This is a genomic window from Halorubrum sp. Eb13 (genome assembly GCF_002252895.1).
In the GTDB taxonomy this organism is placed as follows: Archaea; Halobacteriota; Halobacteria; order Halobacteriales; family Haloferacaceae; genus Halorubrum.
Map to the genome: position 1 here is coordinate 1 of NZ_NHPE01000130.1, position 20,909 is coordinate 20,909.

At 60.1% G+C, this 20,909-nt stretch carries 17 protein-coding genes; 11 read left to right on the forward strand and 6 right to left on the reverse strand.

Features of this window, described 5'->3' with window-relative positions:
• Nucleotides 1-307: 307 nt before the first annotated feature.
• On the reverse strand, nt 308-1,759 hold the full coding sequence (locus tag DJ75_RS14410; RefSeq protein WP_094525124.1) for a polysaccharide biosynthesis C-terminal domain-containing protein: 1,452 nt from the start codon (nt 1,757-1,759) through the stop codon (nt 308-310).
• 111 nt (nt 1,760-1,870) lie between these two features.
• Here DJ75_RS14410 and DJ75_RS14415 point away from each other — a divergent pair, with 111 nt between their 5' ends.
• Both DJ75_RS14415 and DJ75_RS14420 read left to right on the forward strand, forming a co-directional pair.
• A complete protein-coding gene (locus tag DJ75_RS14415) occupies nt 1,871-2,800 on the forward strand; it encodes a hypothetical protein (RefSeq protein WP_254921995.1) in 930 nt (309 codons plus the stop codon).
• 110 nt (nt 2,801-2,910) lie between these two features.
• Nucleotides 2,911-4,317 carry a sulfatase gene (locus tag DJ75_RS14420; RefSeq protein WP_094525125.1) on the forward strand — a complete coding sequence of 469 codons (1,407 nt, stop codon included), beginning with the start codon at nt 2,911-2,913 and terminating at the stop codon, nt 4,315-4,317.
• Between the two features lie 28 nt (nt 4,318-4,345).
• On the opposite strand, the gene DJ75_RS14425 is transcribed toward DJ75_RS14420, so the two are convergent.
• The 3 genes from DJ75_RS14425 to DJ75_RS14435 all read right to left on the reverse strand — a co-directional run bounded on the left by DJ75_RS14425 (nt 4,346) and on the right by DJ75_RS14435 (nt 7,328).
• On the reverse strand, nt 4,346-5,140 hold the full coding sequence (locus DJ75_RS14425; RefSeq protein ID WP_094525139.1) for a hypothetical protein: 795 nt from the start codon (nt 5,138-5,140) through the stop codon (nt 4,346-4,348).
• Nucleotides 5,141-5,353: 213 nt separating this feature from the next.
• Nucleotides 5,354-6,346: a DUF563 domain-containing protein gene (locus DJ75_RS14430; RefSeq protein WP_217900396.1), complete on the reverse strand. Its 993-nt coding sequence runs from the start codon at nt 6,344-6,346 to the stop codon at nt 5,354-5,356.
• Nucleotides 6,347-6,524: 178 nt separating this feature from the next.
• Entirely contained in the window at nt 6,525-7,328 is an 804-nt protein-coding gene (locus DJ75_RS14435; protein WP_254921996.1) for a hypothetical protein, read from the reverse strand.
• Between the two features lie 362 nt (nt 7,329-7,690).
• Here DJ75_RS14435 and DJ75_RS19225 point away from each other — a divergent pair, with 362 nt between their 5' ends.
• The 4 genes from DJ75_RS19225 to DJ75_RS14455 all read left to right on the forward strand — a co-directional run bounded on the left by DJ75_RS19225 (nt 7,691) and on the right by DJ75_RS14455 (nt 12,023).
• Complete coding sequence (locus tag DJ75_RS19225) at nt 7,691-8,707, forward strand: hypothetical protein (RefSeq protein ID WP_176451466.1); 1,017 nt, start codon at nt 7,691-7,693, stop codon at nt 8,705-8,707.
• 49 nt (nt 8,708-8,756) lie between these two features.
• Nucleotides 8,757-9,590, forward strand: coding sequence for an FkbM family methyltransferase (locus DJ75_RS14445; RefSeq protein ID WP_094525129.1), 834 nt, complete (start codon nt 8,757-8,759; stop codon nt 9,588-9,590).
• A gap of 61 nt (nt 9,591-9,651) precedes the next feature.
• Nucleotides 9,652-10,776, forward strand: coding sequence for a glycosyltransferase family 4 protein (locus tag DJ75_RS14450; protein WP_217900397.1), 1,125 nt, complete (start codon nt 9,652-9,654; stop codon nt 10,774-10,776).
• A 77-nt stretch (nt 10,777-10,853) separates the two neighbouring features.
• Nucleotides 10,854-12,023: a glycosyltransferase gene (locus DJ75_RS14455; protein ID WP_094525131.1), complete on the forward strand. Its 1,170-nt coding sequence runs from the start codon at nt 10,854-10,856 to the stop codon at nt 12,021-12,023.
• Here DJ75_RS14455 and aglG read toward each other — a convergent pair whose 3' ends face one another.
• The gene (gene aglG / locus DJ75_RS14460; RefSeq protein ID WP_094525132.1) at nt 12,024-12,962 is read right to left on the reverse strand and encodes a glucosyl-dolichyl phosphate glucuronosyltransferase; all 939 of its coding nucleotides are present in this window, start codon (nt 12,960-12,962) and stop codon (nt 12,024-12,026) included.
• A 98-nt stretch (nt 12,963-13,060) separates the two neighbouring features.
• Between aglG and DJ75_RS14465 the strand changes: the two genes are divergently transcribed.
• The 4 genes from DJ75_RS14465 (at nt 13,061) to DJ75_RS19230 (ending at nt 18,524) form a co-directional block, all read left to right on the forward strand.
• Nucleotides 13,061-16,201 carry an oligosaccharyl transferase, archaeosortase A system-associated gene (locus DJ75_RS14465; protein ID WP_094525133.1) on the forward strand — a complete coding sequence of 1,047 codons (3,141 nt, stop codon included), beginning with the start codon at nt 13,061-13,063 and terminating at the stop codon, nt 16,199-16,201.
• Nucleotides 16,202-16,207: 6 nt separating this feature from the next.
• Complete coding sequence (locus tag DJ75_RS14470; RefSeq protein WP_094525134.1) at nt 16,208-17,152, forward strand: DUF368 domain-containing protein; 945 nt, start codon at nt 16,208-16,210, stop codon at nt 17,150-17,152.
• A gap of 66 nt (nt 17,153-17,218) precedes the next feature.
• Nucleotides 17,219-18,346, forward strand: a complete 1,128-nt coding sequence (locus DJ75_RS14475; protein WP_094525135.1) for a CapA family protein — start codon at nt 17,219-17,221, stop codon at nt 18,344-18,346.
• Between the two features lie 46 nt (nt 18,347-18,392).
• Entirely contained in the window at nt 18,393-18,524 is a 132-nt protein-coding gene (locus DJ75_RS19230) for a hypothetical protein (RefSeq protein ID WP_254921997.1), read from the forward strand.
• A 117-nt stretch (nt 18,525-18,641) separates the two neighbouring features.
• Here the strand turns inward: DJ75_RS19230 and DJ75_RS14480 are convergent, their stop codons facing one another.
• Nucleotides 18,642-19,910, reverse strand: a complete 1,269-nt coding sequence (locus DJ75_RS14480; protein ID WP_094525136.1) for an amidohydrolase — start codon at nt 19,908-19,910, stop codon at nt 18,642-18,644.
• A gap of 125 nt (nt 19,911-20,035) precedes the next feature.
• Between DJ75_RS14480 and DJ75_RS14485 the strand changes: the two genes are divergently transcribed.
• Nucleotides 20,036-20,909, forward strand: an 874-nt coding sequence (locus DJ75_RS14485; protein ID WP_094525137.1) for an NADP-dependent oxidoreductase, incomplete at its 3' end; no start/stop codon positions are given.

The window sequence follows — 20,909 nt, forward strand, 5'->3', positions numbered from 1 at the left end:
TCCTCTAACTTTACGCGACCTTTATTTGCTCCCGTAGGCTTTTGACGCGTATAACTTGGGATTGCCACCTAATCGGAGCAGGTACGCACTCTCTGGACCGTCAACCCGTTAATCCAGAGCAGATAATAAGCATCGGCGCGATTCCGCCAGCAGAATGGCGCATCTTCATTGCTCCCCCGAGCACCGGAGCGAAACTAGCCACGCCTCAAAGGTTCAGCTTGGCCGATGTAGACGGCTTCCTCTGCCCGAAGCGTAGTCACCTACAGATAAGCAAGGCGAGTTCCTCGTGGTTCGACCCCGAGGCGGTTCATTTTGAGACGAACGGGAGGGCAACCGGAACGTTCCGGTCAACTGTCTTCCGGAAAGCTGTTGAGATCCCTAATAAGATTGTGAAATAGATGCTAGCCCCTACGATGACGAAGAGGACAACAATCGCAAAGTTATGACCAATCAACCGATATGTTTCTTCTATTCTGAGGCCACCGTAGACGACGCCTGCCATCAAAATGCCGGCAATCCACTGTCGAGCAATCTCTCCCACAGGGAGGTCAAATTCGATGATTGCATTGACATGGCGGTACGCGAGCACAAGACTGAGGCCGATCGAGCTAGCCGTCGCAACGGCTGCACCGACCCAGCCGTAGAGAGAGATGAGGACAACGTTTAGTGTGACGTTCGCTACGACGAAGACGACGTTCACGCGGAACGCGAGGTCTGGCCGGTCGATCGCATTGAGCGTATTCATTAATTGAGTCTGGTAGCCCATAAAGAGGTTCGCGACGATGAGAACGCTCAACACGAACGCGCCCCGTGGGAACTCTGGACCATAAATACGGAGGAGACGTTCCCCAAGCAGTATGCCACCAAACAGTCCTGGAATGAGAAACAGTCCACCGAACGTGAGTGACTGTTCGACAATTCGGGAAACCGCTTGAGCATCTTCCTTAGTCGATATTTTACTCATCTCAGGAAACAGCGTTGATTGGAGGGTACCGCTAAAGAGGATGAGAAACTGTCCAATATTCCACGCCGCGGCGTAGATGCCAATGAGTCCGGAAGAGACGAAGTATCCGAGAACGAGCACGTCGGTGTAGCTAAACATTCTTGACTGAAGATTACCGAGCCAAGAGTACTTGGCAAAGTCGAACAAGCCCTCGAAGTGCTTCCGCTCAGGGACAGCGACTGATGGTAGATTCCTAAGCACGTAGTAGCCACCGATCACGACGACAATGGTGAACCCGAAGATGTGCCCGATGAAAAGTGCGGCAGTGCTAGCCCCGGCGACGATGAGCCCGATTTGGACGACTGCTCGACTACCCGTTTTGATCGGGACCGTCAATCCATTTATGTGTACGAGTTTAAGTCCGATCAGCAACGAGCTCACCAGACTATCCAAGAGAACGACCAACAGAATCAGAATCATATAACCCGATGCGGGAAATTCAACGTAAGCTGCGACCTCCTCACGAAAGAAGAAGACACCGACCGCGAGGACAGCAAACAGCAACCCGATCACTGTTACCCCTGCTGCAGCGTATTTACCTGGATCACTGCCCTCCGAGACGCGCTTTGATATCGCTCGCGAGAGTCCTACCTCACCGAAGATTGCCAGCCATGATACGAGTCCGATGGTCACCTGATAGATTCCGAGTGGCTCGGGGCCGAGAATGCGGGCGATGTAGACGGTGGCGACGAACCCCAGAACCGACGAGACGAAATTTGAAACGAAATCGATGATGGAGGTCTGTCCGAGTTTCATTATTTTTCTGGAGAGGTGACTGGTATATACTCTTCGAACAGGTTGTTTTACTCCATCGGTTCGACGCGGGAATCCCCGGATTTCTTATTCAAGGCACGGTTCAGTTCACACATGAAACACCACCTGAAGCGGGCCAAACGGGTCTACGACGAACGCGGACTCACTGACCTCATCAGGGCAACGGTCGAATACGCTCCAATAGAGGTGAACAACGCTATTTTTCGACTTCAGCACGGCGAAGGAACGCGTGTAATGGAAGAAGACTGGGACACGCTCATTCTTCTTGACGCCTGCCGGTACGACATGTTCTCCGAGCGGGTTCCAATTGAGGGGGAGTTGAGCTTTCGGATCTCGTTGGGGTCGACAAGCGAGGAATTCCTGCGCCAGAATTTTGAGGACAGCCAGTACCATGATACTGTCTATGTCAACGCAAACGTCTACTTCCCGAAAGTGGGATTAGACCAAGACAGAACGTTTCATTCGGTTATTGACTTACTGGACGAGTGGGATGAGAATCTCGAAATTGCTCATCCAGAAACCGTAACCGAGGCCGCAAAGAAAGCCCACGAACAGTTCCCGAATAAGCGCGTTATCGTTCACTACATGCAACCCCACATTCCTTTTATCGGTGAGAGAGGTCGTACAATCACAGAAGAAGCCGATAATCGAAATGCTTGGGTCCCCTTCCGCGACGGTAATCGCCCAACCTCGATTGATGAATTGTGGACGGGATATAACGAGAATCTCGACTTAGTTTTTGAATATGTTAAAGAGTTGTTGAATGAGATATACGGGAAAGTCGTGATCTCTGCTGACCACGGCAATATGGTCGGTGAGCGGCAAGGCCCCCTTCCAACGAAGCGTATGTTTGGCCACCCTTGGGGAGTGTACTCGGAGGAGCTTGTGAAGGTGCCATGGTTCGTGATAAATGGCAAACGGCGTACTATTAGGTCAGAACCACCGACTGGAGACCACAGTACTGATACTCATTCAGAGGATTTGGTCGAGCAGCGACTCCGCACGCTTGGGTATAAAGAATAAGCTCATTGAAAATGCATATCAGACCATTCAATTACCCCGTTTGCTGGAAAAGTAAGTTCCACAAAAGTTATGACTCGACAGTTTAATGCTATCCTCGGAAAAAAAATATCATGAATAATAACATTCTCTTAATCGTTCTAGACGCTCTACGGGCAGATCATACCTCTGTCCACGGATACCACCGGGACACCACTCCATGTCTCCAAGCATTAGCCGAAGACGGTATCTCCGTTGATCGAGCCTTTGCCGCTGCACCGTGGACCCCGCCGTCTCATGCATCGATGTTTTCTGGTGTGTATCCATCAAGCCACGGTTATCTCAACAGCAACATGTCGTTCGAACCACCCCATCCACCGCTCGCGGAGTTAATGCGTGAGGAAGGCTATTCAACGTTTGGAGCGGTTCGGAACGGTCACATCGATAGTCAACAGTCAGTTACAAGGGGGTTTGAGGAATTCGGCGATATCTATCGGCTCCCACGGCTCCCAAGATCTCTCTCGGATTTGAAGTCGGATTATCTCGACATATGGCCTGGCTATCTGAAGGTAGCATATCGGTCGCTTCGGGCCGAGCGTCGTCCGTCTGAATACGTTACATGCGAATATCTTAAACATCACATCCGTCATGGTGAGAAGCCGTTCTTCGGGTTCATTAATATCAACTCTCCCCACACTCCCTACGCACCTCCGGAGCCGTTCCGCAGCCAGTTCGAATCGTTCGACAGAGATAAGATTGATATGGATACAGTCCGCGCACTCGCCGACATCAAGGGAGATGGCGGAAACCGCTTCATGGCTGGGGAGTTGGATGCGTCGATACACGTCTGGAACGCAGTCAAAGACTGGTATGATGGAGAAGTTCGATTCGCGGATTCGCTCGTAGAAGATCTCATCAAAACACTACAAAGAGCAAATCTATACGAGGAAACGACGATAATCGTCGTCGGGGATCACGGGGAACACTTTGGTGAACACAGTCGGGCAGGACACCAATTCAGTCTGTTCGACGAACTACTCCACGTCCCACTAGTCATCAAGCCGGCGGAATCTTGGCAAGCACTGGAGGATCCAAATGGACTTGTCTCTCTTGTGGACCTCTACCCGACAATTCTAGAGGGACTCGATCTTAACATTCCAACTACTGTACAGGGAGAGAGCTTATTCCAACCTCATAATACGGAGACGATCTTTGCCGAGTACGGTGAACCGAAATCGCAGTTATCGAATCTTGAGTCGAGTCTGCACGGGCGGATTGATCCGAAAATCAAAGCCCAGTTAGATACAGCTCTACAGTGTGCTCGAACTAGTCAGTTCAAATACATTAAAGCACAAAACGCGGAGGATAGGGTGTTTGAGATAACAAAAAAAGATCCAAAGGAAACCGAAGTTTGGATTGCAGACCATACCGATCTGGGTCTCAAAATTGAATGTGAGTTGGGAAATGATCTAAAAGTGGAGGAGAATCAGGACCTTGACGAAGCGACAAAAGCGAACTTACGAGAGTTGGGATACATCTAAACTGGATCTACGTTACAGCAGCACAGTACTACTCTGCGTATCCTAGCGCTTCTAACCGGCTCTGAACCTCTGATTTGTCCAGATCGGATTCAGAATCGATAGGTTCTGACGCGGTAATGTCTCGCTGAGATTCACTCTCAATTTCTAACCAGGGAACCTCACGAAGCGTAGGAGTGCTAAACCCTTCTGAGTGGCCCCAAACTCTGGATGTAAATGGGAACACCCTCTCACCGAGCATTTCTCCGTGATCGGCCGTCACGATCGACTTGCCGTCGACTTCATCAAGAAACCGTTCCACCTCCAACAGAACAATGTCTAGCGACTCTGCGTAAGCCTCACGAACTTCCTCAACCGTCACCAAGCCTTCTTTTACCGCCCCCCATATCTGTAGGCCGTCGCCCTCGTTTCGATACCCGACAAGATTGACGCGTTCTCTGAGCTCTTCCGCAGTGTCGCCTAAGTAGGGACGGTGTGGCTGCATGAAATGGAGGATGAGTCGTTTGTTCGGATGTTTCAGGTTAGCTTCCTTTGCTGCTTTGGCCACGTCGTCAGGATGGATTGTTCCTATTTTGTCGTCCCACTCGTCGATGAGATACCGCGTCTCGAAGAACGTGTCTTCGGGTAAGCGTGTGGCAAACGGATTGCTCGTGATGTATATTGTATCGTGGAACTGCTCTCCTTGGAACGCTTCTTGCATGAACTCCCAACTCATCTTGCCGGGTGAGATGACGCGGCTGGGAGTTGTGTCAAAATTATGCTGATTTGCAAAATAATCATATCGGCAGGCATCCAGAATGAGTAGATTGTCCCAGTCTTCGTCCATCACGTCGATACTCTGGGGAAGACGGTGATGTGTGTAGTAGCCGTAGCTGTGATTGAACGGGAGACTTCCGAGTCGGAGCAGCTCGCGTCGAATGAGGCGAGGGTTCTGGAGAGCCCGTCTGAGATTCTCTAGGGTGAAATGATTGCGCATACGACATTCTAGCTTGGCCATGTAAAGAACGTTCTGAACTCCACAAAATGCCACAGTATACGGCTATCCCTTACGTGCCTGCACTATCCGCTCAGATAACTCTTCGACGTCTACAACGATATCAGCCGACTCGGGCGTACAGTGTATTGGCTCGTAATCAACACCAACAGCTTCCGCAAGTAGCTTGTAAGGCTGCTTGACTTTTTGACCGAACAGCTCAATAAGGGTGGCGTCGCCAGCAAAGATGATATCTGTCAGCCCTGCTCCGTGTGGCCCAACGATAATGTCGGCGTCAGCAAACAATCGCGCGTTCTCCGCCAGTGAGCGTTCCTCCAGCAGATAGCATTCAAAGTTGAATTCCGTGAGTGTGTCCATCACTTCATCTTCGTTCACAACTCGTCGCTCAACACCGTTTGCACGTGAAACATAGATGTTCGTCTCGCTTTCTGGTAAGTGATCTGAGACACTTCTAAGAATCTCTTCGCGGAGCCACTCAAAGTCCATAGAACGCCGGTCAGGGAAGGATGGGATCAAGAGTTCGGAGACGCGGTAGCTCTCGTGGTCGGCGCGCACGATACGCGAATCCGGCCAGTCGAGGAGATCAAGTGTCTCGTCTACAAACGGCGGCGCGTCGGCTGAAATGAGCAACGTCACTGGTTCCTGCTCTCTCTCGAAAGCGCGGAGATAGCGTATCTTGGGGACCGTCTCAACCATCCAGTGATAATAGTTGTCAGGATAGCGAGGAATCAGTGGTGCGATTGGCCCCGAATTAAGTTTGGGAAACTGAGTTCTCCCCGAACCAAACAGTAGATTACGAAGTGGGAGTACACCATAGAATAATTCTCGTGATAACATCGCCATCATCGCCTGTTGAGCCTGCTCAGGGCCGGCTGCACTCTCCTCAACGATTTCGAATGCTTCGGTCAGCACCAACCCGGTTTCGGTTAACACGACGCCGTCTGGAATCACCGAGGTGAACGGTGTCGGGCAAGCAGAATTAGGAATGTCGACTGTTTTTACCCGGTGGGGTAACTCCTCACGGGGAAGCGTACGCACGACATCTCGGTTAACGAGCGGATCAAAAACCGGACGGCCTAGCTTTTTACGAGTAATTAGGTCGCCTGCGGCTCGCACAGTCTCTATAGGGCCATCGGCAGCGACTTTCCGCCGTAACTTACGACCTGAGAACTCAGTCGGGATCATGATCCACTCTTTCGGCTAGAGCGATCCACAGTCATCGGTAGCCCAGTGCTTCTAGCCTGTCTTCTAATTTTTCGTCAGAGACGCTCTCATCGTTACTCTTGACCGGTGAGTCGGCACTAATCTCCTTACGGTTACTCCTGTCCATGATGAACCATGGCACCTTCACTAACTCTTCAGTGTGAACGCCGTATGGATGACCGTACTTTCGGCGCGTTGGAATCGGTCTGAGCCGTTCGCCCACGAGATTCCCATGATCTGCAGTGATCACGGATTTCCCGTCAAGATCGGTGAGCAACGGCTTCACCTCTTCCAGCACTAAATCCAGATTCTCATTGTACGCCTCCCACACTGTGTTGAGGGAGATGTCTCGGCCGTCCCGGAGCTGATCCCAGACCCCAGGTTCTTTCTCCACATCGTGATCCATCGTCCAACCCCCGCCGATCATTTTTCGACCGCGCTCTCCGATGAATGGCGCGTGAGGTTGCATGAAGTGAACAATAAGTCGTTTATTTGGGTATTGCTCGCTCGCCTCACGAGCCCTTTCAGCCACAATTTCAGGTCGGACCGTCTGTAGCTCTGTATCCCAGTCGTTGAGACAGTTCACCACCGCGTGGAATGTACCGTCATCGAGATTAAGTCTCGGAATAAATGGATTGGCGTTAACGTAAACAGTATCGTGGAATTGCTTTTCATCGAAATTTTTCTCCATGAACTCCTCGCTCGTCGATCCTAGGGAGATGCGTGATTCGAGCTCTCCGTCAATATCGATACGGTTTGAGAACATATCGTAACGACAGGCGTCAAGGATTAGGAGATTATCCCAATCTTCGGCCATGACCCGCGTCCCCCGCCCGTGTCGCAGACTAAACAGGAAATTATTCAGTTCGATAGGGATATACCGAATAGCACTTTTAGAAATCTGGAGCGGGCCCTCCTTGGCGTATATCTCCCTCGCTTTGCGAAGGTGATGGCGCATGAGAGTGAGAAGTTCAGTCTGGATAATAACGCTGTGGTTCTATAGAATCGCACTCAATTATCGCACTACACGGTCTCAACCAATACCTCGATCAAGTTTTATTTCGAATCGGACCGCTTTATAACCCGCCTTGGCGGCAGTAAGACTGTCTGACTCTAGTATCGCTTTATCTCCGCGGAATTCTTAAACCCGGATCGCGTCTGGTTTACAGAGACTATTCGATGCTCAAACATGACCTGAGTTGGGATAATATAAAAAAGGGATTACAGAATCCGAGACAGGCAATCGATGACACCGTCCTCGAGCTCGCTCTCCGAACGCCGCTCACCTATCTAAATACGAAGACAACAATCGGCACCAACGTGTTCTCATGCGATTGGGATGTACTGATCCTGCTTGATACGTGTCGTGTCGATGCGCTCCGTGAAGTGGCACCTGAATACGATTTCATATCGAATATAAATCAAAAACGGTCTGTCGGCGGTCGATCTCCCGAGTGGATAGCCAAGACGTTCGTTGAAGAGTACGAGAGCACAATTCAGAACACTGCGTACCTATCAGCGAACGTTTTTTCAAAACAGATTCTTCAGGAGCGACACCACGAATCTGTTCCGCCGACCGAGGTGAATCTGGCGTACAGTCTCCTTGGACGACTTCCAACTGTGGACGTCTCGTCGCTCGGCCACTTTGAGTATCTCTATGAATACGAACCCGTCGGTGAGGAGGGCCCATTCGGACATAAAGATGGAGGCACACCCCCGAGATACGTGACCGATCGGGCTATTGCTGTCGGACGGGACCACGATTTCGACCGCCTCATTCTCCACTATCTTCAACCTCACCCCCCCTACGTTGCAAATGCTGTTGAATCCGGACGAAAGTTGAAACGGCATGAGTCCGACTGGTGGGGGTATCTCGGTTCAACCGGTGACTATGAGACGATCTGGAATACGTATTTGGACGAACTACGGTACGTTCTTGATGATGTCGAGATACTCTTAAACAATCTTGATGCAGAAAGGGTCGCAATCTCGGCAGACCACGGTGAGTCGTTCGGTGAATACTGGGAATACGGTCACAAAACAGGCAGTATCAACCCATACGTGCGGACCGTACCGTGGGTCGAAACGACCGCTAACGATACAGGATCGTACTCGTCCTCAATCTCTCCCCCTACCGAGAAGGAGTCAGACGGGGCTGTAGAGGACCGTCTTGCTGCGCTGGGTTACCGGATGTGAGCGCGGAATAACAAGCAGTATTTATCAACTGGGCAGATCACCTGTGAGTATGCGTTCTAAGATTCGGGAGGGCCTTTCGGTGCTCTCGGAAGAGGGTCCGATTTCGTTCCTGCGGGAAACCCTCAATTACCTCCATGAGACGGTATATTGGAGCGTTCACGACTCGTATACCCTTGTGATCGGTGACACTGAAGTATCGTTTACGGCACCGAACAGAACGGTCGTCCAGCGCAACAAACGACGGTTCAGTTCGGAACAGAGCGAACTGGCCGATCTCCTCGAAGAAATAAGGAGTGAGGACGTACTTTTCGATATCGGAGCAAATACGGAACTGTATAGCCTCTTCGCTGCAAAACGACGTTCAGACGCGAATGTTGTTTCGTTTGAACCGTACCCCCCAAATGTTCGACTGTTGAAACGGGATGTCGAACGGAATGAACTTCTCAACGTTGACGTGCGCAGTGAAGCACTATCTGATTCCACAGGAACCGTCGAATTTGCTCAGCCAGAGCAGGAGGATGCGGGATACGGATCAGGTTCTATCGAGGCCGGGTCGGGAGATGCTGATTCGACTGTTGAGGTACCCTGTAAAGTTGCTGACGAACTAATTGCGAACGGGGAAATTCCCACTCCCAACCTCATCAAGATTGACGTTGAGGGTGCTGAACCACTTGTTATCGACGGTTTAGAGAGCGCTCTTTCAAACCCAGACTGCCGACTCGTGTACTGTGAAGTTCACCGCGGCGACGTCGAGTACCGTCCCTCAATCGGTGACTTTGGGACGACTTTAGCCGATATGAAAACCCGTTTCGAGGAGTTCGGATTCGAAGTTGAGGAGCTTCAATCACGAGGAACGGAGGTTCTGCTCAAGATGTACAAATGAAGTCGAGGGTCATTGGCGCCGTGAAAGATAACCAGATTACCGTCACGCCCACATATTTATGATGGAGCTGGCTCTCGTCACACCACGATATCCACCGACACACGCTGGAGGGGGTGAAATAAGTGCGCGACTCCTCGCGGAAGAGCTTCAACGACGGGATATCGCTGACGTCACCGTCTACTCATTCGACGGGGACACAGCGGAAACCGTCGGCGGGGTAGAGGTACGGCGACTTTACGATGTCCCTCAATATCCGTACACCCTCCCAAATGAGATTGCATACAGAAAGCTACGCGGGGCACACCCGGACTGTGACGTATTCCATGCGTACAATATGCATCTGCACCCTACAGTGGGTCGACTCTCCGACCGGCTTGATATCCCAGCCGTAGCGACACTTAACGCGTACCCACTCATTAATTGGGCGGACGTTGGAGTGACGCCCTCAATCCAGCGGAAAGCGTACGAACAGACTCTTCTCCGTTTAGAACGCCCTCGGCTGAAGCGGCAGATGCGATACATCGACGCGTTTCTTCCTCTGAGTAACGCTGTCGAGCGAGTGTATCGGGAGCACGGATTCGACACGATGGAGTACGATGTAATTCCAAATATGCTCGACACCTCTTTCGATGTTCCCGAGCACACCAGCGAGAATCCGAATGGAACCCAACTCCTCTACGTCGGCTATCTGCGAGACTCGAAGGGGGTTCGTTACCTCGTCGACGCGATGGGGCATCTCCCACAGTCGTTCGAGTTGACCATCGTCGGCGACGGACCTGAACTCAATACTCTCAGGGACCGTGCTGTAGAGAGCTCGTCTGCAGACCGGATCACTCTCACCGGGAGCGTCCCATACGAAGACGTTACCCATGCGTATACAAGCGCTGACGTGTTCGTCCATCCCGGTGTGTGGCCCGAGCCGTTCGGCCGGACGATACTGGAAGCGATGCAGGCTGGGCTCCCTGTCGTTGCGACCAATGTTGGCGGCCCCGCCGACACCGTGCCACAGCAGGAACTGTTGTGTGACCCTGCGGACCCGGTCGGCCTCGCAGAGTGCATCGAACGAGCAAGTGAACAACGGCAACGTATCGGGGCGGAAAACAAGCAATTCGTCGCGGACCAGTACCACCCTGATGCGGTCATACCCCAGTTCCGTGAGGTGTACGACCGTGTCAAAAATGATTGACCGGGTTACCGCAGGATATCCAGCGGCGACGACCGAGGATGTGAACAATCTTAACACCGGTAGTCGAACATCCACTAATGAGTGATGACGGAGACGCGGGCTACAATCTATCTGAGACAGATCTTGCCGTCGCACACTGGGGCGAACACGCGAACGGCGGCGGAGACCGCCTCGCCTGGGAGCTTGCGCGGGTGTTCGAAGATGCGCCCTTCTTTACTGGCTGGCGTGATCCGGGGATAGAACCCGACGATATTCACGCTGAACAGCTCATCAAAGGCAAGCTCTTGACCCGTGCGTTAGAGCGAGGCGGCCTTGCGCGGCAGTTTGCCCATCTCCTCGGTTGGCAAGTAGCTACCCCACTGCGAGAGTACGGCGTCCTCGTCACCAGCGGGAATGAACCGCTGTTCTACGTCCCGCCAGACGAACAGACGTGGGTGGCATATATCCACCACACGAACCGCCGACAGTCGGACCAGATCGACGAGGTCGCGTCGGCGCGGTTCGCGTCGCTGAAGCTGCTCCTCTACTACGCGATCCGCGTCGCGTACGACCATAACACGCACAAACCGGACCTGTTCGTCGTCAACTCGGAGGTCGTGAAGCGGCGCGTCGTTCGGTACTGGGGCGTCGACGAAGAGCGCATCCGGGTCGTGTACCCGCCGGTCGAGACGGCCGCGTATTCTCCAGACGACGCCGAGACCGGTGACTACTACCTCACGCTCTCGCGCCTCGACTGGCACAAGGACATCGACGGCATCATCGAGGCGTTCGACGGCTTGGATCAGCGGTTGATAGTGGCCGGCGACGGTCCCGAGCGTGAGTCGCTGGAGAGGATGCCGGGAGAGAACGTCGAGTTCGCCGGGTTCGTCTCGGAGGAGCGGAAGCGCGAACTGCTCGCGGGCGCGAAGGCGTTCGTGTTCAACGGGCGCGACGAGGACTTCGGTATCGCCCCCGTTGAGGCGCTCGCCGCTGGGACGCCGCTCTTGGGGATCGACGAGGGCATGACGCGATATCAGGTCGTTCCCGGAAAGAACGGGTTTCGGCACTCGCGCGGGGGCAACGGCCAGTCGCTCACCGAGTCGATCACGCGGTTCGAAAGCGAGGGAGTCGATTGGCCGTCCGACGAGATCGCGTCGTTCGCGGACCGATTTTCTGTCTCGGCGTTTCACGAGAACATGAAGGAAGCGGTCGTCGACGCGGTCAAGCGGTCCCAAACGGTTCCGGACTGGTACGAGCGGTACCGATAGTTACTGGTTCGCCTTCTCGACCAGATTCGGCGTTACCATCGCGTACAGATACCCCAACCCGACGGCTGCGGTGAACGCCCCGATCGCGCCGAGCTGAGTCACCGCCGCGGTCGACGGCGACCGAACGAGCCCCTCTAACCGGCGTGGAACGCGCTCCGTCAGCAACCACTTGAGGTAATCGCCCTTGGCGTCGGGCGCGTCCGGGTACAGGAGATCCATCACGCGCTTGGAGTACCCTTGCCAGAACGACCGGAACACCAACCACCGGAACTCCCCGCGGTACTCGAACAGCGTGTGATGGACGATGGCGTCCTCCGTGTACACCATCCCTTTGCCGAACTCTTCCAGCAGCCGAATCCCGACGGGCGCCTCGTGCGCCTGTAAGTGTCTATCCCCTTTCCGACCCGTGTTCGGGTCATAGCCACTGACCTCCAGAAACGCCTTGCGCCGGTACGAGATGTTCGACCCATACGTGTTCCGGACCTCCTCGCCGTCCTCAGCGAAGCCCGGCTCGACGCAGCCGACGAGCCAGTAGAACTCCTCGGGGAAGAAGTCCGGCCGCTCGCCCTGCCAGTCCGGGCGCACGTCGCCGCCGACCGCGATCGCGTCCGTCTCTTCGTACACGTCGACGAGGCATGCGATCCAATCCTCCTCAGCCACGCCGTCGTCGTCGATGAACGCGACTACCTCGCCAGACGCCAACTCCGCGCCGCGCGTCCGACTGTAGGAGATGCCCTGGTTCTCGTCGTTGTCGGAGATGACGACGTTCTCGCGATCGCCGAAGTCCTCGACCGCCCGGTCATACACCTCGGGGTTGCCGTCGATCACGAGCACGACCTCGATCGGGTCGTACGTCTGCGCGAGCGCGCTCTCGACGGCCTCCGTGAAGACGTCGTAACGATCCATCGTGTACGTGCAGACGACGACGGAGACCTTCATTGGCGCCGACTTTCCCGCCCGGATCAATAAGGATTCTGAACCCGCCGCCGGGCGGTATATAACAAGTCTTATGGACGTTTTGCGAGTGACACCGTGTAATGAGCGAGCAAACCGACGCCGTCGGAGACGACGAGGGATCGCCCCTCGACGTCCTCCAACGGTGGTACCACGTCCCGGTCCTCCTCGGGGCCGTGGCCCTCATGTTATGGACCCGCCTCCGATCGTACGGGAATTTCATTCAGAACGGGGAAGTGTACTTCCGCGGTAACGACGCGTGGTACCACTTCCGCGAGACGAGCTACCTCCTCGAGAACTGGCCGAAAACCCTCCCCTTCGACGTCTGGACCGGCTTCCCGGTCGGACGGTCGGCCGGACAGTTCGGCACGCTCTGGGACCACATCATGGCGGTTAGCGTCTGGATCGCTCGGCCGATCATGGGCAGCACCGAGGAAGTCATGCTCATCATGGCGCCCATCGCCGGCTCGCTCGTCGCGATCCCGACCTACTTCATCGCGCGCCGGTTCGTCGACCGGTTCGCCGCGGTCGGCGCCGTCGTCGTCCTCGCGCTCCTGCCGGGCACATTCTTCAGTTACTCACTGGTCGGCTTCCCGGATCACAGCGCCGCCGAAGTCCTCTTCCAGAGCCTCGCCGTCCTCGCGTTCCTCGTCGCCTTCGCGGTCGCCGAGCGGGAAGCGCCCGTCTGGGAGCTCGTCGTCGATCGCGACTGGGACGCGCTCAAACGTCCCGCCGCGTACGCGGCCGCGGCCGGCGTCGCGCTCGGCCTCTACATGTGGACGTGGCAGCCGGGCGTCCTGATGGTTGGGTTCACCGGCGTATTCCTCGCGGTGAAGATTACGAGCGACGTGTATCACGGCACCACGCCCGAACCGATCGCGTTCGCGGGCGCGGTGTCGATGGGCGTCACCGGCCTGATGCAACTGATTCCGCTCGACAACTTCTCGTTCGGCGTCACCAGCTACTCACTTACGCAGGTCGTCCTCCCGCTTGGCGTCGCAGTCGGTGCGGTCTTCCTCGCGTGGCTCGCCCGCCAGTGGGAGAGTCGCGAGCTCGAGGTCGACACCTACCCGCCGGCTGTCGGCGGTCTCATCCTCGCGTCCGCGGGCGTCGTCTGGCTGGCGCTTCCCTCTCTCTGGCGAACGATCACCAGCAACCTCCTGAACTTCGTCGGCTTCAGCGCTCGCGCCACGTTCCAGACTATCGGCGAAGGACAACCCCCGCTCCAAGAGGCCGCCTTCTCCGACTTCGTCCTCTCACAGTACGGCTTCGCGTTCTTCCTCGCGCTCGCCGCGGTCCTCTACATCGTCGCGCGCCCCCTCTACCGCTCTGACGACCCCAACCATACCCTCTACATCCCGGCCGCGCTCGCCGTAATCGGCTCCGTCTACGCGGTCCCGCAGCTCTACGGTGCTATCGGCGGCGTCGTCGGCGTGAGCTGGCAGGTGGTCGGCCTCGTCATCGCCGCCGCCTTCCTCGTCGGCGCGACGTTCCTCGTCGAGTACGACACCGAGGAGCTGTACTTCGTCGTGTGGGCGGCGTTCATCGGGAGCGCGGCGTTCACGCAGACCCGCTTCAACTACTACCTCGCGGTGATCGTCGCGGTCGGCGCGGCGTACTTCCTGCAGGTCGCGCTCGACGCGATCAGCCTCCGGTCGCTCGACGACGTCCGCGATATCGAGGGGTGGCAGGCGATGACGGCGATCGCCCTAGTCGTCGTCCTCATCGTCCCGCTCGTCGCGATGGTGACCCCCGTCTGGGCCGCCGGCGCGAACACCGGCCCCGGGGGCGTCACCCAGTGGGACGGCAGCCTCCAGTGGATGAACGACGAGACGCCCACACCCGGTGAACTCGAGGGCGCGGACAACCCCATGGAGCTGTACGGCACCTACGAGCGCCCGGCCGACGGCGACTTCGAGTACCCGGAGGGCGCGTACGGCGTGCAGTCGTGGTGGGACTACGGCCACTGGATCACCACGCGCGCCGAGCGCATCCCGAACGCGAATCCGTTCCAGCAGAACGCGGGCGAAGCCGCCGATTACCTCCTCGCGCCGAGTGAGGAGGCGGCCCGCGAGGTGCTCGCCGGCCAGAGCGAGGAGGGCGAACACACCCGCTACGTGATGGTCGACTGGCAGATGGCATCGCCGAACTCCAAGTTCGGCGCCCCCGTCACGTTCTACTCGGGCAACGAGACGCGCTCCGACTTCAACCGCGTCCTCTACCAGCAGACCGAGCAGGGCGGGTTCCAGACGGTGATGCAGGTGAACACCCAGCGCTACCACGAGAGCCAGATGATCCGTCTGTACGAGCACTACGGCAGCGCGGTCGACCCCGAGCCCGTGGTTGTCGACTGGGAGACGCGGACCGCCCAGACGCGGAGCGGCGGGCAGGTCGAAGTGAGCACCCTCCCGAGCGACCCGCGGACGACGGTCAGGCAGTTCGACAACATGACCGCGGCGCGCGAGTACGTCGAGCAGGACGGCAGCGCCCAGATCGGCGGCGTCGGCGACCTGCCCTCCGAGCGCGTCGCGGCCCTCGAACACCACCGCCTCGTCCACGCGTCGCAGTCGCCGGGGCAGTCGCCATCCGCGCTGCAGGTGCAGGTCCTCGGTCGACTCGTCCCCGAGGGGACCGGCGTCGAGGACATCCTCGGCGTCGGCGGCTTCCAGGCGCTCCGAGACAACTACGTGAAGACGTTCGAACGCGTCCCCGGCGCGACGATCGAGGGCTCGGGCGCCGAGCCCGGTCAGGAGGTCGAGGCGACCGTCGAGATGCGGAAGCCCGCGGGAGGGACCTTCGAGTACACGCAGTACGCCGAGGCCGATTCGAACGGCGAGTTCGCGTTCACGGTGCCGTACTCGTCGACCGGGTACGACGAGTTCGGCCCGGAGAACGGCTACACGAACACCAGCGTCCGCGCGACCGGCGCGTACAACATCACCACCGAGCAGACGACCGGCGATGACCTGTACACCACCCAGCGCGTCGGGCAGGTCGAGGTGACCGAGGGGCAGGTCGTCGGCGTGGACGACGCGGCGGCGACGGTCGAGCTCGAAGAGGAGATCGTCGACTGCCCGAGCGGCGACCCCGACTGTCCGGTCGACGGGAGCGGCTCCGACGGCGGCGACGGATCGAGCAACGAGAGCGCGGCGGTCGCGCCCGCGACGCCGGTCGCGGCGGACGCCGCCGTCGACCCGACCGTCGGCATCGGCGCGAGCCCGTAACCAGCGATGGCCGGCCTTCGAGAGTGGGCGACGCTGTACCTGAAGGGCGTCGCGATGGGGAGCGCCGACGCGGTCCCCGGCGTCTCCGGCGGCACCATCGCGCTCATCGTCGGCATCTACGAGCGCCTGATCGCGGCCGTGACGGCGGTCGACCCGTCGCGGATTCGACGCGTGCTCGCCGGCGTCCGACCCGCCAATATCCCGGACGCCCGCGCGGCGTTCCACGAGATCGACGGCGCCTTCCTGCTCGTGCTCGGCGCGGGGATCGGCACGGCCGTCGTCACCGTGCTGAGCGGCGTCAACTACCTGCTCGCGACGCGGCCGGTCGCGACGTACGGCTTCTTCTTCGGGCTGATCGCGGCGAGCGCGGCGGTGTTGCTCCGCGGCGTCACGCTCGACACGCCCCGGCGGCAGGCGGCGGCGGTCGCGGGCTTCCTGCTCGCGTTTCTCGCCTCGGGCGTCGCCTCGACCGGCCTCGGCAGCTCGCTGCCGCTCGTCTTCGTCGCCGGCGCGGTCGCGGTCAGCGCGATGGTGCTCCCGGGCATCTCGGGATCGCTCCTCCTGATCGTGCTCGGCCAGTACGAGTACATGTCTGGGACCGTGAGCCGGGCCGTCGACGGGCTCGCCGCGTTCCTGACCGGGAACGGGAGCGACGCGCTCGTCGAGACGCTCCCGCCGGTCCTGACGTTTCTCCTCGGCGGGGTCGTCGGGCTGTTCACCATCGCGCACACGGTCAGGTACGCGCTCGCCCGCGCTCGAGCCGCCACGCTCGCGTTCCTCGTGAGCCTCGTCGTCGGCGCACTCCGTGCGCCGCTCCTCGAGGTCTCGACTCGACTCGCCGAAAGCGGGGAGTCGTGGCAGGGGGCGGCGCCGCGGTTCGCGCTCGCCGCGCTCGTCGGCGCGGCGTTCGTGTTCGTACTCGACCGGTACTCCGCGACGATCGAGTACTGACCGCGATCGGACGCGGCCGGTGTACACTCGATGGCTTGAAATCGACGCCGGCCGAAGCCGCGAGCGATGCGAACTCGCCGAACCCTGTTGGCGTCGGGCGTCGCCGGACTGGCGGGCGTCGCCGGCTGCGTCGCGTCCCCGTCGGGCGGACGTAACGACGAGGCCGGGGGACGCGAGGACCCGAACGCCGCCGACGTCGACGCGCGGCTCGGGTTCGTCGGCGACCTCATGCTCGGGCGCAGCGTGAACGAGCGGTGGGCCGACGACGACCCCGCGGGGGTCTGGGGGCCGACGCTGCCGCGCCTCGCGGAGCTCGACGGGCTCGTCGCCAATCTAGAGTGTTGCGTCTCCGAGCGCGGCACGCGGTGGCCCGACAAGGTGTACTACTTCCGGTCGGATCCCTCGTTCGCCGTGCCGGCGCTGGAGGCCGCCGGCGCCTCGTTCGTCTCGCTCGCGAACAACCACATCCTCGACTTCCGCGAGCCCGCGCTCCGCGACACGCGGACGCACCTCGGCGACGCCGGGATCGCCCACGCCGGTGCCGGGACCGATCTCGGGGCGGCGCTCGAGCCGGCGGTGTTCGAGGCGGGCGACGTCACGGTCGCGGCGTTCGGCCTCACCGACCAGTCCGAGGCGTTCGCTGCGGCTCAAGAAGAGCCCGGCACCGCCTTCGCGACGCTCGATCCCTCGATCCCGGCGACGCGCTCGCTCGTCGAGGGGGTTCTCGAGAGCGCCCGCTCGCACGATCCGGACCTCGTCGTCGCCTCCCTGCACTGGGGCGCGAACTGGGAGACCGAACCGCGGCGGGTCCACGAGCGGTTCGGGCGGTGGCTCGTCGATCGGGGCGTCGACGTCGTCCACGGGCACAGCGCGCACGTCCTCCAGGGCGTCGAGGTGTATCGGGGGCGGCCGATCGTCTACGACGCGGGCGACTTCGTCGACGACTACGTCGACTACGTCGACCGGCAGGGGGTTCACAACAAGCGCAGCGCGCTGTTCGAGCTGGTCGTCCGCGACGGCGACCTCGACGAGCTGTTCGTCGAGCCGACCGCGATCGTCGACGAGGCGGCGACGATCGCGGACCCCGACGTCGCCGAGTGGGTTCGGGAGACCGTCGCGGAGCGCTCCGCGGCGTTCGGGACCGACGTCGAGCGCGTGGCCGGCGGCCTCTCGATCCCGTTGGGCGAGGGATGAACTAGGGCGGCGACGACGGTCACCCGGTAGATAGCTTGAAATGCGCATGACCGCTAGCGCGGATCTGTTCGGTCTGAGCGCGACGCAGCTGGAAACGATCATGCCGGTCCTCCTGATCGCGATACTGGTGCTCGGCGGCGCGTACACGTTGTTCGTGCTGTCGACGGACTCGACCTGAGCGTCCCGCCTCGGCGCGTCCGCCGGGCGTCCGCCGGGCATCCGCCACCGTATCAGACCCCCGAGTGGGATACGTCAGACCTCGGGTGGGATACGTCAGACCCCCGGGTGGGATACGTCAGGCCAGCCGACCGATCGCGTCGACGATCACGTCGACGCCGACGTCGATCGCGTCCTCGTCGACGTCGAAGTACGCCGTGTGGTGGCCCGAGGGATTGCTCGCGCCGACGCCGAGGTACGTGGCGGTCCCACCCTGGTCCTGCACGCGGCGAATGAGGTAGGAGGCGTCCTCGCTGCCGCCGAACTCCTTCTCGATGATCCGGTCGACGCTCGGCGTCGCCTCCGCCGCGGCCTCGACCACGTCGACCACCGCGTCGTCGTTGCGGAAGGTCGTGGTCTTCCCGTAGAGTCTCGTCTCGACGTCGACGTCGTGCATCGTCGCCGCGCCGTCGACGACCTCGCGGGCCCGCCCGAGCATGTACTCGTTGAGGTCGTGGGTCTCGCCGCGCACCTCGACCCGCATCGTCGCCTCCTCGCAGACCACGTTCTGGGCGTTGTCCGCGCTCACCCTGCCCACGTTGACCCGCGTCGCGCCGTCGCCGTGGCGCGCGATCCCGTAGAGGTTCCCGATCGCCGCGGTCGCCGCCTGCAGCGCGTTCCGCCCGGCGTGCGGCTCGCCGCCCGCGTGGGCGGGCTCCCCGGAGAACGTCACGTCGACCTTCGCGTTCGACAGCGGGGCGTCGTAGCTCGAGACGACCGTCCCCGTCGGCTCGTCGAGGCCGACGTGGACGGCGAGCAGGTGGTCGACGTCGTCGAGGTGGCCGCTCTCGGCCATCGGCTTGCCGCCGCGCCCGCCCTCCTCGGCCGACTGGAAGAAGAACTTCAGCGTGCCGTCGAACCCGCTCTCGGCGAACGCCCGGGCCACGCCGACGCCGATCGCGGCGTGCGCGTCGTGGCCGCAGGCGTGCATCTCGCCGGGGTGGACGCTCGCGAACCCCTCCGCGGCCGGGCGGTGGTCGTCGTCCATCGCCTCCTGTCGTTCGAGCGCGTCGATGTCGGTCCGCAGTCCGATCGTCGGGCCGTCGCCGAACTCCCGCGTCGCGATGACCCCGGTGACGTCGCCCATCGCGTCGAGGTACTCCGCCGGCGCGCCGGCCTCCCGAGCGCGCTCCTTGGCCGCGGCGACCTCGTCGGCCGGCGGCACGCCCATCCGCTCGTCCGGCGCGACGGTGTCCTCGCCGACGAGCACGTCGTACCCCAGGCCGTCGAGTTCGGCCGCCAGCAGCGCGGAGGTCCGGAACTCCTTCCAGCCCGCCTCGGCGTGGCGGTGGAGGTCTCGTCTGATCGCTCGCAGCGTCTGCCCCTCGAACGAGTGCAACGCGTCCATACCCGTCACCCTCGCGGGCCGTCGGAAAAAATCACCCGGCGAAGCTGGGTCGCCGTCGCCCCCCATTCGGCCCCGTGCCCTGCTGGCGTCCAAACCCTATTGGGGCGCAGGGGTCAACGCCGACCGTGACTGACACCAACCGCGAGTGGGTGCTCGCCGAGCGCCCGACCGGCGAGCCCGACGAGGACTGTTTCGAACTGCGGGAGACCGACGTCCCGTCCCCCGCGCCGGGCGAACTCCTCGTTCGCACGCGCTACCTCTCCGTGGACCCGTACATGCGCGGTCGGATGCGCGACGCCGAATCGTACGCCGAGCCGTGGGCGGTCGGCGACCCGCTCAACGGCGGCGTCGTCGGCGAGGTCGTCGAGAGCGAACACGACGCGTACGACGCGGGCGACCTCGTGACGGGCGAGGGCCGGTGGGCCGACTACGCGGCGCTCGACGCGGCCGACGTCGCCCCGGTCGACCCCGCGGTCGCCGCCCCCGAGGCCTACCTCGGCGCCCTCGGGATGCCGGGGCGGACCGCCTACTTCGGGCTCCTGGAGGTCGGCGAGCCGAAGCCCGGCGACACGGTCGTCGTCTCCGGCGCCGCGGGCGCGGTCGGCTCGGTCGTCGGCCAGATCGCGAAGCGAAACGGCTGCCGCGTCGTCGGCTTCGCCGGTAGCGACGAGAAGACCGACTGGCTCACCGACGACCTCGGCTTCGACGCGGCGATCAACTACGAGACGACCGACGACTACCGCGCCGCGCTGGAGTCGGCCGCGCCGGACGGCGTCGACGTCTACTTCGACAACGTCGGCGGGCCCATCACGGACGCCGTGTTCGCGCAGCTGAACCTCGACGCGCGCGTCGCCGTCTGCGGGCAGATCGCCCACTACAACGACGAGTCGGTCCCGACCGGCCCGCGGAAGCTCCCCCAGCTGATCCCGGTCCGGGCGCGGGTCGAGGGGCTGCTCGTGAGCGACTTCGCGACCCACCGGCCGAGCCGCTCGCTGGCCT